We start from the raw sequence: 14531 nt of genomic DNA on the forward strand, positions 1-14531 counted from the left end.
TGCACGGCTTGCCGGGCAAAACTAAAGAACCGGACGTGTGGTGTCGTTATTGGCCATGGTCCAAATCCGTCCTCAAACCCTAAGGGTGGTTGGACAACAAGCATATTTCGAAAGGCAGGCGGTGTCGTAGTTGGCCGTCTGAACAGGAAGCACATGGCAGACGACAGCGGTCGGCTTAATCAGGTGTTCGCGGAAACTTCGTTTCTGTACGGCACCAACGCGATCTTCATCGAGCAGATGCAGGAACGCTGGGCGCAGGATCCCACTTCGGTTTCCCCCGAATGGCGCGCCTTCTTCGATTCCCTCATGGACAGACCCGAAACGGTCAGCGCCAACGCCAATGTCGGCGGCTGGGCACAACCGGTCAATGTCCCGCGCGATGACCTGATCTCCGCCATGGATGGCGTGTGGCCAGCCGTGCAGGCCAAGGTCGAAAAAACCATCGCCACCAAGAACCCCGGCGCCTCCCCCGCCGATCTCCAGGCCGCCTCGCGTAACTCGATCCGCGCCCTGATGCTGATCCGCGCCTTCCGTATCCGCGGTCACCTGCAATCGAACCTCGACCCGCTGGGTCTTGAGCCGGTTCACCAGAACCCTGAACTGACGCCGGAATACTGGGGCTTCACCGCCGCCGACCAGGATCGTTCGATCTTCATCGATGGCGTGCTGGGTCTGGAATCGGCCACCCTCAAGGAAATTATCGCCATCGTGCGCCGCACCTATTGCGGCAATATCGGCGTGCAATACATGCACATCGCCGACCCGGTCGAAAAGGCCTGGGTGCAGGAACGCATCGAAGGCCGCGACAAGGAAATCAGCTTCACCAAGGAAGGCAAGATCGCCATCCTCAAGAAGCTGATCGAAACCGAAGGCTTCGAGCGCTTCTGTCACCGCCGCTTCCCCGGCACCAAGCGCTTCGGGCTTGATGGCGGCGAAGCCATGATCCCGGCGCTGGAGCAGATCATCAAGCGCGGTGGCGCGCTCGGCGTGAAGGACATCATCTTCGGCATGGCCCACCGTGGCCGCCTGAATACGCTGGCCGGCGTCATGGGCAAGCCCTATCGCGCCATCTTCCACGAATTCCAGGGCGGTACCTCGCTGCCTTCGGATATCGAAGGCTCGTCGGACGTCAAGTATCACATGGGCGCCTCGTCGGACCGTGAGTTCGACGGCAATAAGGTCCACCTGTCGCTGACCGCCAACCCGTCGCACCTTGAGATCGTCAATCCGGTCGTGCTCGGCAAGACGCGCGCCAAGCAGGCCTTCCATCTGAAAAACAACCCGGAACCGAACACCGAAAACGGTCCGGATCGCGGCATGGCCATGGGCCTGCTGATCCACGGTGACGCCGCCTTCGCGGGTCAGGGCGTCGGCATGGAATGTCTCGCGCTGATGGGCCTCAAGGGTTACAAGACCGGCGGCACGATGCACTTCGTGATCAACAACCAAATCGGTTTCACCACCGCGCCGCGCTTCTCGCGCTCGTCGCCCTATCCGTCGGACGTGGCGCTGATGGCGCAGGCGCCGATCCTGCACTGCAACGGTGATGATCCGGAAGCCGTGGTCTTCGCCGCCAAGATGGCGACCGAATTCCGCCAGAAGTTCGCCAAGGACGTGGTCGTCGATATGTTCTGCTATCGCCGCTTCGGTCACAACGAAGGCGACGATCCCACGTTCACGCAACCGATCATGTATGCCAAGATCAAGGACCATCCTTCGACGCGCGAACTGTACTCGGCGCGCCTGATCAAGGAAGGCGTGCTGACGCAAGCCGAAGCCGATGGCTTCATTGCTGAGTTCGATGCTTTCCTCGATGCAGAATTCGAAGCCGGCAAGGTCTACAAGGCTACCAAGGCCGATTGGCTGGACGGCAAGTGGCAAGGCCTCGGCCTGCCGGAAGAAGACGAACGCCGTGGCTCGACCTCGGTGCCGCGCGCCAAACTCGTCGAACTCGGCTCCAAGATCACCGTGATCCCGAACGAGGTCGACGCCCACAAGACCCTGCGCCGCGTTATCGACGCCCGCCGCCAGATGATCGAAACCGGTGAGAACCTCGATTGGGCCACCGCCGAATCGCTGGCCTTCACCTCGCTGCTCGATGAGGGCTTTCCGGTCCGCCTGTCGGGTCAGGATTCGATCCGCGGCACCTTCTCGCAGCGCCACTCGGCCTTCGTCGATCAGCGCACGGAAAACCGCTACTTCCCGTTCAACCACATCCGCGACGGTCAGGCCCTCTATGAAGGCATCGACTCGGCCCTGTCGGAAGAAGCGGTTCTGGGTTACGAATACGGCTACTCGCTGGCCGATCCGAACACGCTGACCCTGTGGGAAGGCCAGTTCGGCGACTTCGTCAACGGCGCCCAGGTCATCATCGACCAGTTCATCAGTAGCGGTGAGCGCAAGTGGCTGCGTATGTCGGGTCTCGTCATGCTGCTGCCGCACGGTTACGAAGGTCAGGGCCCCGAGCACTCCTCGGCACGTCTTGAGCGCTTCCTGCAACAGTGCGCCGAAGACAATATGCAGGTCGCCAACTGCACGACGCCGTCGAACTACTTCCACATCCTGCGCCGTCAGATCCACCGTCCGTTCCGCAAGCCGCTGATCCTGATGACGCCGAAGTCGCTGCTGCGTCACAAGAAGGCCGTGTCGTCGCTGTCGGAAATTTCCGAAGGTTCGTCGTTCCACCGCGTGCTGCATGATGACGCCGAGCGCCGTCCCGAGGTTTCCGGCATCAAGATCGCTTCGGACGACAAGATCCGCCGCGTCGTGCTGTGCTCCGGCAAGGTCTATTACGACCTGCTCGAAGACCGCGAAAAGAAGCAGATCAAGGACGTCTACCTGATGCGCCTTGAGCAGTTCTATCCGTGGCCGATGAAGTCACTGATGACCGAACTGGGCCGCTTCAAGAACGCCGAGCTGGTATGGTGCCAGGAAGAACCGAAGAACATGGGCGGCTGGACGTTTGTCGAGCCGTGGCTTGAACTGACGCTCGCCCGCCTCTCCATCAAGGCCAAGCGCGCCCGTTATGTCGGCCGTCCGGCCTCGGCCTCGACCGCCGCCGGCACGATGAGCCGCCACCTCAAAGAACTCGAAACGTTTTTGAATGAAGCCTTCGCCTAGCGGCGAAGCTTCTTCGGAACGTCTTTCTCAAATCCTTCGCTGAACAGCACACAAAAATCAAAATTGGAGCCTTACCCATGGCTGACATCCTCGTTCCCGTTCTGGGAGAATCCGTAACCGAAGCCTCGATCGCCAAGTGGACAAAAAAGTCCGGCGAAACCGTCAAGAAGGACGAAGTGCTCGTCGAGCTGGAAACCGACAAGGTTTCGCTCGAAGTGGCCTCGCCGTCCGATGGCGTTCTCACCATCCTCGTCGTTGAAGGCGAAACCGTAACGCCGGGCGTCGTGCTCGGCACCGTCGGTGGCGCCGGTTCTTCTGTGGCCGCACCGGCCGCAAGCCCTGCTGCGGCGGCACCTGCTGCGGCTCCGGCGGCCGCTCCTTCCGCTTCTGGCAGCCTGCTCGACGTCAAGACCCCGGTCATGGGTGAATCGGTCGCTGAAGGCACAATTTCGACCTGGCGCAAGAAGAAGGGCGACGCGGTCAAGAAGGACGAGATCCTCGTCGAAATCGAAACCGACAAGGTCGCCGTTGAGGTCGCTTCGCCAGCCGATGGCACACTGGCCGATATCCTGGCCGCCGATGGCGCCACGGTAACACCGGGCCAGGTCATCGCCCGCATCTCGACCGATGGCTCGGTTGCCGCCTCGGCGCCAGCACCCGCCACAGCGGCTGGGCCCGTCGCTGCCGCGCCCGTCGCTACCGCTCCGGCCACCGACAAACCGCTGTCGCCTTCAGTTCAGCGCATCGTCACCGAAACCGGCCTTGACCCGAACAAGGTCGATGGCACCGGCAAGGACGGCCGCATCACCAAGGGCGACGCCCTCGCCGCCCTGTCCGCGCCGGCTCCGGTCGCCACCGTGCCGGTTGCCGCCGCACCTGCCGCCCCGCGCGCCATCGGTCCTCGTGAAGAGCGCGTGAAGATGACGCGCCTGCGCCAGACCATCGCCCGCCGCCTCAAGGAATCGCAATCCACCGCCGCCCAGCTCACGACCTTCAACGAAGTCGACATGACCACGGTCATGGCCCTGCGCGCCACCTACAAGGACGCCTTTGAAAAGCGCCACGGCGTAAAGCTGGGCTTCATGTCGTTCTTCGCCAAGGCCGTTGTCGCCGCGCTGAAGGACATCCCGGCCGTCAACGCCGAGATCGACGGCACCGACATCATCTACAAGAACCACTATGACCTCGGCGTCGCTGTTGGCACCGAAAAGGGTCTGGTCGTTCCGGTTCTGCGAGATGTCGACACCCTGTCGCTCGCCGGCATCGAAAAGGGCATCGCCGCGCTGGGCAAACAGGCCCGTGACGGCACGCTCAGCATCGACCAGTTGCAAGGCGGCACCTTCACCATCACCAACGGCGGCATCTACGGCTCGCTGATGTCGACGCCGATCCTCAACATGCCGCAGGTCGGCATCCTCGGCATGCACAACATCGTGCAGCGCCCGATGGTGGTCAATGGCCAGATCGTCGCCCGCCCGATGATGTACCTCGCCCTCTCTTACGATCACCGTATCGTCGATGGCAAGGAAGCCGTGACCTTCCTGGTTCGCATCAAGGAAGGCCTCGAAGATCCGCAACGCTTTATACTCGACGTCTAGGACTAAGCCCGCACACTAAAAAAGCCGCTCCTCACGGGGCGGCTTTTCATTTACCAAGCCTGTGCTAAGGTCATTGAAAGAGGTCTTCATGCCGTCGCTCCGTACTTTCCGCCTTATGCTCGCAGCTTGCGCCCTGCTGTCGCTCGGCGGCTGCCTGACGGTGCCGCGTGATGCCAGCGTGCCCAATGAAGCGGCGGCGGCGATCGTGCCCCAGTTCCTCAATGCCCGCTTCAATGCCGACGATCCCACCCTGTCGGCGCGGCTGGAGACAGACCTGCGCGCCACCGCCGCGAAGGCCACCACCACCGGCCCTTACCAGATTTTGGCGCTCTCCGGCGGCGGGGCCGACGGAGCCTATGGCGCCGGCGTGCTGATCGGCTGGACCAAGCGTGGCGACCGCCCGCAGTTCGACATGGTCACCGGCGTCTCAACCGGCGCCCTGATCGCCCCCTTCGCCTTCTTGGGCACGGACTATGACGACAAGCTGCGCGAAGCCTATACCAGCGGTGTCGCGGCAAGTCTGACACGCAAGCGCGGGCTCTATGCCGCCTTCACGCCGGGCATTTTTCAGGCGGGCGAACTGCGCAATCTGGTGGCGCGCTATATCGATGACGACCTGATCGAGGCCATCGCGCGTGAACAACTCAAAGGGCGCCGCCTGTTCGTCGCCACCACCAATCTCGATAGCCAGGAAGGCGTGGTCTGGGATATCGGCGCCATCGCTCTGGAGGCAAAGACGCACCCGTACAAGCGGGCGGCGGCGCGTGATCTGATCTGCAAGGTGCTGGTCGCCTCGGCCAGCGTGCCGGGTGCCTTCGCGCCAGTGATGATCGAGACCGACACGGTGGGTGACCAAAACCCTGAAGCGCAAGGCCCCAAAGGCCATCCCCTGCAGGAAATGCATGTCGATGGCAGCGTGACCCTGCCGTTCTTTATCCTGCCGGAATCGATGCTCGACTGGACCGTGCCCACCGACCTGCGGCGTGGTGGCCACGTCTATGTTCTGGTCAACGGCAAGATCAATCCGGCCTATGCCGTGACGAAAAACAACGCCGTCACCATCGCCGCGCGCAGTCTGGAAACCATCACCAAGGCGCAGGCGCGCGTCACCCTAGTGGCCTTGCGCGGCTTTGCCGAACGCAACGATCTCAGCATGTCTGTCACCGCCATACCCGATGATTTCGTCGAGGGCGGGATGCTGGCCTTTGATACGCAGAGCATGAACAAGGTCTTCGACAAGGGCTACGCCGTCGGCCTGTCTGCGCAAAACTGGACGGATAAATAAGCCACACTCCGTTGCTCTCGCACAGACCCAGCACCTAAAGCGCTGGTGTAATAGCGGTGCGTGAATTAGTCTCTTTGAAATAATTAAAAAGGGACCAGGGATGAAGACGTTTCAGCTATTGGGTTTGGCCGCCTTGTGCCTGCCGCTTGTTATCGGCACGACCGCGCAAGCCGCCGGCAAAAAACGCGAACTCAGCAATAAGGAAACCTTCACCGCCGCCGACGCGTTGAAAGGTCAGGCCTATGTCAGCGCCGCCATGACCACCCCGATGATGGACCTGTTGAGCAAGGCCGATGTCCAGCATCCTGATATCATGCTAGAATATGGCCTGGCGCTCGATCTGGGCCGTCCATCGGTGTCGAAAAACATGAGCAAGGACGACCGCGAAAAGCTGAAGCGCGGTTTCCGCACCATGCTCGATCTCTATCTCAACAAGAGCGACAAGTTCGATATCACCTTCGATGAAGACGCCATGCTCGATCAGTCCGAATTCTGGATCTATCTCGCCAAGCATGTCGGCCGCCCCAAGCCGCGTCAGGCTCAGCTTAGCCAGCAGGTGGACCCGATGTCCCCAAATGGCGTGGGCGGCCTGGCCTTCGTGCCTGACAATTCTGATCAGGACAAGGAGTTCAACCTGAACACCGACCTGATCCTCAAGCCCAATGTCGTCAATGCCGCCGCCACCTGCGCACAGTCCGCTTTCGCCTTCGCCCGTATGCGCAAGGCCCAGACCGTCGATATCGCCGAGACAAAGCTGACGCCGGAGCAATTCGCTACCGTCCAGACCGCTGCCGTCAAGGCTTACCGCTTTGCCTATGCCGAGGGCCAGATGGCGTGCGGCGATCGTGATTATTTCAACACCGTGGTCGATTTTTCCAGCCACAATCTCGGCCTTCTCGGCACGATGAAGGACAACCCCAACGCCGCGGTGGCGGCGCTGGGCGAGATCAAAATAGAGAACTAGCGCCCATAGGTGAAGGTCAGGGTCGCTTGACCGAGCAGGTTGGCATGCGTCATGAAACCGACCAGGGCCGGCGTGGCATTGGCATCGACCGGCAGGGCGTCGATCTTCAAGGCCGACAGGGTGAAGACGTAGGTATGCGTCTCCCCCGCCGGCGGACAGACACCGAGGAACCCGGGCACACCGATATCGCTGCGCGTCTGCAAAGCCTTCGTCGGCAAGACGCCGGAAGCTGCGATCGCCGTCTGATCGACCGGGATATTGACTACCACCCAGTGCATGAAGCCTATGCCCGTCGGCGCGTCCTTGTCATAGAGCGTCAGCACGAAGCTTTTGGTGCCCACCGGTGCATGACTCCAGATCAGGGCGGGGGCGATATTGGCACCGTCGCAGCCAAAGCCATAGGCCCTCGCCAACACCATGCTTTCCGGCGCCTTGCCGCCCTGAATATCGGGGCTCGACAGGCTAAAATCCTCCGCCTGAGCACCTGCGGCCAGGGCCATGCCGGCCATGAATGCGAATAGGAATGAGCGCATTATCAATCTCCTTGTGGTAAGGTGATGATTTTGGCACATATCTCAGCGCTTTGTGACGCTTATGAGCGCATATTTCGTGCTGATTTGCGCAAACGGCGACCTGATGGACACAAGCCTGCTGACCAGTATCCGCTCGGCGGACTATGAACGGTGCATCGACATGCGGCCGGACATCGGCGCTACCGCCTCGGTGCACCAGCGCTCGCGTCTACGCTTCGCCCACCTGTCCGTGTCACAACCCTCCCTCATTGTGGTGATCAATGGCGAAAAAACGCTTCAGTATCATGGCCAACATCAGGCGATAACAACCACCGTGGCGGCAGGTCAGGCCATCCTGCTCGATCACGGCACCTATGACATCATCAACCGGCCAGCCGCGGACGGCCTGTACGAAGCCTTCTGGCTGGCCTGGGACCATGGCCACATCACCGCTTTCGCCACGCGAACGCCGCCTATAAAACCAACCTGCCCGCAGCACCTCCGGCATATCGAGCCTGACTTTTATGCCGCCCTGCTCCGCGCCCGACAGGCCCTGATGTGCGCAGATATTCCGGCCGCCATCGCCCTGCACCGCATGGAAGAGGTGCTGTGGTGGCTGTATGAACAAGGCATCGCCTTCGAAGCCCGCACCACGCCGTCGCTGATAACCCGCCTCGGTCACCTGCTCTCCGGTCAGCCTGACCATGGCTGGACCCTGGCAGAGGTCGCCGACCGGCTGGCGGTGGGGCAGGCCACTCTAAGACGACGGCTGGCGGCGGACGGCAAGACCTTCTCTGATATCCTGATCGATACGCGTATGTCGCTGGCCCTGACCCTGTTGCAATGCAGCGATCAGCCGATCAACCGCATCGCGCTCGATGTCGGCTACGAATTGGCCTCGCGCTTCGCCGTGCGCTTTCGCAAGCGTTTCGGTTTCGCCCCCAGCGAAGTACGCGGTCACAGCCGGTAGCCAACCGCAAAACTTTGCGTTAAGCTCCGGTTAACCATAATTGGATGGAGGGGGTATCGGCATGAAGTTTCTGCGTTGGCTCATCGTGGCGGTGGTTCTTGCCTATGTCGGCTGGATCGCCTTTCCCGTCGTCAAAGCCTTCCTGGTGCCGGCGCCGGATTACGGCCCCGCCATCAGTTCGCGCGCCATGGACCAGAGCGATTATTCCGGCGGCTTCAACACCCCGATGAATCCCGATGTCGCCGAACCCGTGACCACCTCGATCCAGGGCGATACGGCGGTCGAGGCCATCGTCACCGACAACAAGCCCGTGGTGTGGCTGTGGGGCGCGGTGATCACCCTCTATCTGCTGGCCGCCTTCCTGCACGCGAACGGCAATATCCGCGCCGCCCTCATCTACGGCCTGGGCTTCATCGCCGACCTGATCCTGACCTACCTGACCAATGGCGACAAGAGCCTGGGGCTGGTCGATAAGCTCTATACGGTCCTTTCGGGCTGGGACCCGCGCTATGTGCTGACCCTCGTCGCCATGGTCCTTGGCTTCTTCGTCTATATGTCGCGCTTCCGGCCGGTCAAGAAACTGTCCGGCGCGCTTTCCGCCTGAGGCGTGAAAGCCGTCTGGCAAAAAAGTCCGAAAAGTCTGCGTAATTGACTTGACCCGAGGGGGCTGGGCTCCTAGCTAACAGGCAGCAGATTTACCTTATTGGAGAGGGCTTTCGCATGGCTGAGGACAGCATTTTCGACGTGGTCATCATCGGTGGCGGACCCGGTGGCTATAATGCCGCCGTGCGCGCCGGCCAGCTTGGCCTGAAAACCGCTATCGTCGAATTGCGCGGCGTGCTCGGCGGCACCTGCCTCAATGTCGGCTGTATGCCGTCGAAGGCGCTACTCCACGCTTCGGAACTGTTCGAGACCGCTGGTCATGAGTTCGCCAATATCGGCATTGAAGTTCCCGCGCCCAAGCTCAACCTCGTACAGATGATGAAGGCCAAGCAGGACAGCGTCACCGCCCTGACCAAGGGGGTCGAGTTCCTGATGAAGAAGAACAAAGTGACCTATTTCGTCGGCCGCGGCACTATCGCCAGCGCCGGAAAAGTCACCGTGACCGGCAATGACGGCGCCGTGCAGACGCTCTCCGCCAAGAACATTGTCATTGCCACCGGCTCCGAACCGACCCCGCTGCCAGGCGTTGATGTCGACCAGAAGCAGATCGTCGATTCCACCGGCGCCCTGTCGCTGTCCGCCGTGCCGAAGTCGATGGTCGTCGTCGGCGCCGGCATCATCGGCCTCGAACTCGGCTCCGTCTGGCGTCGTCTGGGTGCGCAGGTGACCGTGGTCGAATTCCTTGACCGCATCACGCCGGGCATGGACACCGAAACCGCCACCGCCTTCCAGAAGGTCCTGACCAAGCAAGGCTTCGCCTTCAAGCTCGGCACCAAGGTGACGGCCGCCAAGACCGGCGCGAAAGGCGTTGAACTGACGCTGGAACCCGCCGCCGGCGGTGCGCAGGAAAAACTGACCGCCGATGTGGTGCTGGTCGCCATCGGTCGCCGCCCCTACACCAAGGGCCTCGGCCTGGAGTTCGGTCGGCATCGCCACCGATCCGCGCGGCTTCATCCCGACCAGCCATTTCAAGACCCAGGCGCCTGGCGTCTGGGCGATCGGCGACGTGATCCTTGGGCCCATGCTGGCGCACAAGGCCGAAGAAGACGCCGTCGCCTGTATCGAACTGATCGCCGGCAAGGCCGGTCACGTCGATTACAATCTGGTGCCGTCGGTCGTCTACACCTTCCCCGAAGTGGCGTGGGTCGGACAGACCGAAGAGCAGGTCAAGGCCTCGGGCGTCGCTTACAAGACCGGCAAGTTCCCCTTCATGGCCAACAGCCGCGCCAAGATCAACCACGAGACCGATGGCTTTGTGAAGTTCATCGCCGACGCCAAGACCGACAAGGTTCTGGGCGTCCATATGATCGGCCCGCAGGTCGGTGAAATGGTCGGCGAGGTCTGCGTGCTGATGGCCTTTGGCGGCGCATCCGAAGATCTGGCCCGCACCTGCCACCCGCACCCGACCCGTTCGGAAGCGGTCAGGCAGGCGGCCATGGGTGTCGAAAACTGGACGATGCAAATGTAAGTTTGGCTAAAATTCAGGGCCATACCATGGCCCTGAATGTGCTTATCTGCGGATTATGATCAAAGTTTTTTTTGTTTTGCAGTCTTTTTCTGTGTTTGTATTCCGGCCCAGCGATGGCGCAGTCTGCCGATGAGGCGGATCCGGTTGCGGGCCTACCGACTGGTATGTCTGAGGTCGTGGAATTGGTTGAAAGGGCGCTTGTCGATCCTGTCGCAGATTTACAAACGCAGGCGCGTAAAGGCAATGGGCGTGACAGGCTCGTTTATGGACTGGCGCTAAAGGTCGGTCGGATGGGCCCGACCGAGAGTAAAAACGCCGAAAAATGAAATCAAAAAGGCCAGTAATTCTTTTGAACGTCCCGGGTCGTCATCCAATTCGACGACAGCCGGGGGAGCTGAGCAGCCCGCACTCAACTTAGAGAAAAAAAGCTATTCTAACGGAATAGCTATCCCAACTCAGAGCACGGGTGGAAGGACAACACAAAGTTACATTGCGCCGAGTTATCCTTCAGCTATGAACACCGATTTGATCCTGGTCGCTGTAGCCTGCGTAGACGCGCTTATGATATCGCCCGATCCTCGCGCCAATATAGACGCATGCGGCGGCGAATCCGAGTATCATCGTCTTCAGGCGTTGATGCCAAAGTCCGAAAATTAATCTGACTATAACTCGGACCAGATAGACGCGCCCACTAAGCTAATCAGCAACCTCGCCCGCTAAAGTCAATCAGTGTGAGAGATTGACCTTACCGACCTGACCGACGTGCGGCCTTTCGCCGGCGACAAAGGCCTTGATATAGGCCAGCCCCGTCACCACCGGCCCGGGCGCATCCCAGAATTCGGCATCCTCGGCGTCAAAGCGGATCAGCACCAGGTTGGGATCGTCCTTGCCTTCGGGAAACCACGCCTTGTTAAAATCATTCCAGTATTCATCAATCTTCGCCTGATCGCGCACGATCCGGGCATGGCCGGAAATCGACACATAGGCCTGGTGGCCCGGCTCGGCATAGGTCAGAAGCGCGCGTGACGTATGAGCGATCTCACGGGCCTTGCGCGTATCAGCGCCGGTGAAAAACCACAGCGTGCCGTCAAAATCCGCCTTCATGTTCTGCGCCATCATCGGGCGGGCATGGAAGATGCGCCCTTCTTCATCAAAGGTCGCCATCAGCGCCACCTTGATATCCTTGATCAATGACCAGATCTTGTCGCGCGCCTGCGCGCCATACAACGTGTCCATGAGTCTCTCCTCTAATTGAGGGGCAAGCATGAACCGTGCAGTGTAAGGATGCGATGGCTTGCGGCCGCTGCGGAGCTACGACTATTGATAAAGCTCAGGCGGCGCTTTAGCCGTAACGCTTTGGTGAAGACGTTTTACCTGACGGTCACGATACGGCTGTAGCGCCAGCCATCCGGCGCCACCGAACGGGTGTCGACCGGCCCCCTGACCTCGACCGCGCCCGTATAGGTCGTCCACTTGCCGCCCTTGGGGCGATACTGGATGGCCAGGTCGGCATAGGCCAGATTGGCCTCGAAGATGCCGCCGGTGATACGCGCGCCCGGTGCCGGCAGGCGATACTGCACGCCATCGCGATCGAGCTCGGCCAGACGCGGCGTCAGGCGATCATTAAAGCCCTGCCAGTCGGCCCGCAGTTGCGCAGCGTTCACCTGGCCGTCGCCATAGGTATAGCTCTTGCCGGAGACATAGGCCGGCTCCCAGGCGCCGGTGTGCCAGGCACGTTCGGCCAGGGCCAGCACGCGCGGATAGAACAGATATTCGGCAATGCCGTCGGTGCGGACGCCTTCGCTCCACAGTTGCGCCTGCATACCGGTGATGCGGCGGCCGGCGGCCAGGGGTTCGCTGTCGGCAATGGTGCGGCCATGGTTCTGAATATCGGTCATCACGGTGGCGTTGGCCGGCAGGTTTTCCGGCATGAAGGCGAAGACCTTGAAGACATCGGTGCCGCGTGACGCCCAGTCCATACCGCGTTCCTTCGGGTCTGGCGCATAGGGCATGTCGAGATAGAGCACTTCCGGCGTTGACATCACCACATCCCAGCCGCGATTGGCGTGGCGATAGGCCTCGGCCACACCGCCGGCGAACAGACCGCCCCAGCTATTGGATTGCACCACTTTGGGCATCTCTTCCGGCTTGACGTGGCCCATGCCATCGCTCCAGCCGGCCGGTTCAAGGCCCTTCCTGCCGAGGATCTGCGACACCTCGGTGATGAAATAGGGCGTCATGTGCGCCGGATCGAGCCCCTTGGCCTTCACCAGCGCCTGACAGGCGGGTGAGTTGGTCCAGGCGCCCGCGGTTTCATCGGCGCCGATATGGTAGATTTTCAGCGGCGTGCCGGCCTCGTCGTGCATGGCGCGGATATCGTCGATCACCGTCTCGATGAAGTGGTAGGTCGAGGGGATGCAGACGTTCAGCGTGTTGTCGTTATAGTGCTGGATAGAATCGTAGACCGTGGTGTCGTCCGGGTCCTGCAGGCGGAATTCATTGGCGGCCTCAGGCTTGCCTTCGGCCATCAGGCGGCGATAGCGCGCCTCCATCGAACGCACGGCGGCGCGGGAATGACCCGGCATGTCGAACGACGGGATGACCTCGATATGGCGCGCCGTCGCCGCCCTGACGATCTCGATATAGTCGGCGCGCGTCAGATAGCCATCGACTGTCGGATTGCCCTGCGGCCCCGCGCCCAGTTGCGGCATAAGACAGGTGTCTTCTTTCAGATCGTGACAGCGATGACCGCCGATATCGGTCAGTTCCGGCAGACCCTTGATGGCCAGACGCCAGCCCTCGTCATCACCCAGATGCAGGTGCAGACGGTTGAGCTTGTACTCGGCCATGCGGTCGAGGGTGCTGAGAATGAAGGCCTTGGAGTGGAAATTACGCGCCACATCGATATGCAGGCCGCGGAAACCAAAGCGCGGCGCATCGGTGATCTCGATCGGCTTGAGGCGATTATGCTCAAAAGCCGCCTGTTGCGACAGGCTTTCCAGCGCATAGGCCGCACCGGCGGCATCGGCGGCGGTGATGACGATCTTGCCGTCCTGCGCGAGCAGATGATAGGATTCGGCAACGCCTTTGCCATCGACCGTGATCCTGACCGGCACACCACCGGCCGCCTGACGCAGGTGCGAGGCCGCAAGCGCCGCTGTGATATCGGCTGGCGTCAGGCCGGTCAGGCTGAGCCTTATGCCGGCCGCCAGATTGAGCGCCTTACCTTCCAGATGCTTCGCCGAAACCGGCGTCGGCAGGATGATAATATCGGGCCTGGCTTGCGTCACCGTGCGCGAGGCATTGAGCACGAAGGCGCGTTCCGGCGTCAGCCATTCGGTGGCGTCGGCCGGTCCGGACTTGGCCGTTTTCTCATCGGTGAAGGGCGTGACGAAGGGCAGGGCTTCCAGCTTGCTCGCCGGATCAAAAACGGGGCGCGTGGCGGCGATGATGCGCGGCTTCAGCCCCTCGACGGCGATATAGGCATTGGGCATGGCCAGATATTCGGAACGCGAAGCCCCCGCCATCACCACTGCGTAGGTGGCCCCGCCTTTCAGTGCCGCACCGGCCTTGGGCGTCAGGCGGTAATTGTCGCCGTTGACGTGGGTGAGATCGAACGGGCCGCTGACCACCTTTCTGACATCGATGGCGGCAACCGAGCCGAAATAGAGCGCCCAGCCGCTATCGGGCAAGGTCTTCGGCAGGGTCAGGTCAAGGCGGGTGTCGAAGCTTGTGCCCGCCGCATCGGGCACGACCGTCAGCTTGAAACCAAAGGCGTTGGCGAAGCTGTCGAGCTGTCCTTGCGTCGTCGCGTAAGCGGGAAACGCCGGCACCAGTGCGGTGGTCGCCAGCAAGGCGGCAGCACCCAGAAGACCGTTACGAAACAGGTGAGACATGGCTTCCTCGTCTTTCTTATCCCGTCCGTGGCTTCGGGATGCGGGGCGGCAGGCT

9 protein-coding genes and 1 pseudogene are annotated in these 14531 nt (G+C 61.4%); 7 read left to right on the plus strand and 3 right to left on the minus strand.

Translation table 11 applies throughout. The features are described from left to right. The first annotated feature begins 153 nt into the window (after window positions 1-153). The 4 genes from ABQ278_RS00170 (at window position 154) to ABQ278_RS00185 (ending at window position 6967) form a co-directional block, all read left to right on the plus strand. Window positions 154-3120: a 2-oxoglutarate dehydrogenase E1 component gene (locus ABQ278_RS00170; RefSeq protein WP_349320662.1), complete on the plus strand. Its 2967-nt coding sequence runs from the start codon at window positions 154-156 to the stop codon at window positions 3118-3120. A 77-nt stretch (window positions 3121-3197) separates the two neighbouring features. Beyond that, window positions 3198-4718, plus strand: coding sequence for a 2-oxoglutarate dehydrogenase complex dihydrolipoyllysine-residue succinyltransferase (odhB, locus tag ABQ278_RS00175; RefSeq protein WP_349320663.1), 1521 nt, complete (start codon window positions 3198-3200; stop codon window positions 4716-4718). Window positions 4719-4806: 88 nt separating this feature from the next. Beyond that, a complete protein-coding gene (locus ABQ278_RS00180) occupies window positions 4807-6003 on the plus strand; it encodes a patatin-like phospholipase family protein (RefSeq protein ID WP_349320664.1) in 1197 nt (398 codons plus the stop codon). Between the two features lie 100 nt (window positions 6004-6103). After that, complete coding sequence (locus ABQ278_RS00185) at window positions 6104-6967, plus strand: hypothetical protein (RefSeq protein ID WP_349320665.1); 864 nt, start codon at window positions 6104-6106, stop codon at window positions 6965-6967. On the opposite strand, the gene ABQ278_RS00190 is transcribed toward ABQ278_RS00185, so the two are convergent. Further along, window positions 6964-7500 carry a YbhB/YbcL family Raf kinase inhibitor-like protein gene (locus tag ABQ278_RS00190; protein ID WP_349320666.1) on the minus strand — a complete coding sequence of 179 codons (537 nt, stop codon included), beginning with the start codon at window positions 7498-7500 and terminating at the stop codon, window positions 6964-6966. The two genes, ABQ278_RS00185 and ABQ278_RS00190, sit on opposite strands and share 4 nt — an antisense overlap. A gap of 61 nt (window positions 7501-7561) precedes the next feature. Here ABQ278_RS00190 and ABQ278_RS00195 point away from each other — a divergent pair, with 61 nt between their 5' ends. The 3 genes and pseudogenes from ABQ278_RS00195 (at window position 7562) to lpdA (ending at window position 10580) form a co-directional block, all read left to right on the plus strand. After that, on the plus strand, window positions 7562-8449 hold the full coding sequence (locus ABQ278_RS00195) for a helix-turn-helix transcriptional regulator (protein ID WP_349320667.1): 888 nt from the start codon (window positions 7562-7564) through the stop codon (window positions 8447-8449). A gap of 61 nt (window positions 8450-8510) precedes the next feature. Beyond that, window positions 8511-9053 (plus strand): hypothetical protein, encoded by a 543-nt coding sequence (locus ABQ278_RS00200; RefSeq protein WP_349320668.1) that lies wholly within the window; start codon window positions 8511-8513, stop codon window positions 9051-9053. A 116-nt stretch (window positions 9054-9169) separates the two neighbouring features. After that, window positions 9170-10580, plus strand: a pseudogene (gene lpdA / locus ABQ278_RS00205) (dihydrolipoyl dehydrogenase). A 726-nt stretch (window positions 10581-11306) separates the two neighbouring features. On the opposite strand, the gene ABQ278_RS00210 reads toward lpdA, so the two are convergent. Next, a complete protein-coding gene (locus ABQ278_RS00210) occupies window positions 11307-11816 on the minus strand; it encodes a pyridoxamine 5'-phosphate oxidase family protein (protein ID WP_349320669.1) in 510 nt (169 codons plus the stop codon). Window positions 11817-11950: 134 nt separating this feature from the next. Next, window positions 11951-14476 (minus strand): family 20 glycosylhydrolase, encoded by a 2526-nt coding sequence (locus ABQ278_RS00215; RefSeq protein WP_349320670.1) that lies wholly within the window; start codon window positions 14474-14476, stop codon window positions 11951-11953. Between the last annotated feature and the right edge of the window lie 55 nt (window positions 14477-14531).

Source organism: Asticcacaulis sp. MM231 (assembly GCF_964186625.1).
Lineage (GTDB): Bacteria > Pseudomonadota > Alphaproteobacteria > Caulobacterales > Caulobacteraceae > Asticcacaulis.

What these genes read in the sequence shown, in the direction of transcription:
- odhB (WP_349320663.1), top strand. Translation starts at nt 3,198, where the DNA reads ATGGCTGACATCCTCGTTCCCGTTCTGGGAGAATCCGTAACCGAAGCC.
- ABQ278_RS00180 (WP_349320664.1), top strand. Translation starts at nt 4,807, where the DNA reads ATGCCGTCGCTCCGTACTTTCCGCCTTATGCTCGCAGCTTGCGCCCTG.
- ABQ278_RS00200 (WP_349320668.1), top strand. Translation starts at nt 8,511, where the DNA reads ATGAAGTTTCTGCGTTGGCTCATCGTGGCGGTGGTTCTTGCCTATGTC.
- ABQ278_RS00190 (WP_349320666.1), bottom strand. Translation starts at nt 7,500, where the DNA reads ATGCGCTCATTCCTATTCGCATTCATGGCCGGCATGGCCCTGGCCGCA.
- ABQ278_RS00195 (WP_349320667.1), top strand. Translation starts at nt 7,562, where the DNA reads ATGAGCGCATATTTCGTGCTGATTTGCGCAAACGGCGACCTGATGGAC.
- ABQ278_RS00185 (WP_349320665.1), top strand. Translation starts at nt 6,104, where the DNA reads ATGAAGACGTTTCAGCTATTGGGTTTGGCCGCCTTGTGCCTGCCGCTT.
- ABQ278_RS00210 (WP_349320669.1), bottom strand. Translation starts at nt 11,816, where the DNA reads ATGGACACGTTGTATGGCGCGCAGGCGCGCGACAAGATCTGGTCATTG.
- ABQ278_RS00170 (WP_349320662.1), top strand. Translation starts at nt 154, where the DNA reads ATGGCAGACGACAGCGGTCGGCTTAATCAGGTGTTCGCGGAAACTTCG.
- ABQ278_RS00215 (WP_349320670.1), bottom strand. Translation starts at nt 14,476, where the DNA reads ATGTCTCACCTGTTTCGTAACGGTCTTCTGGGTGCTGCCGCCTTGCTG.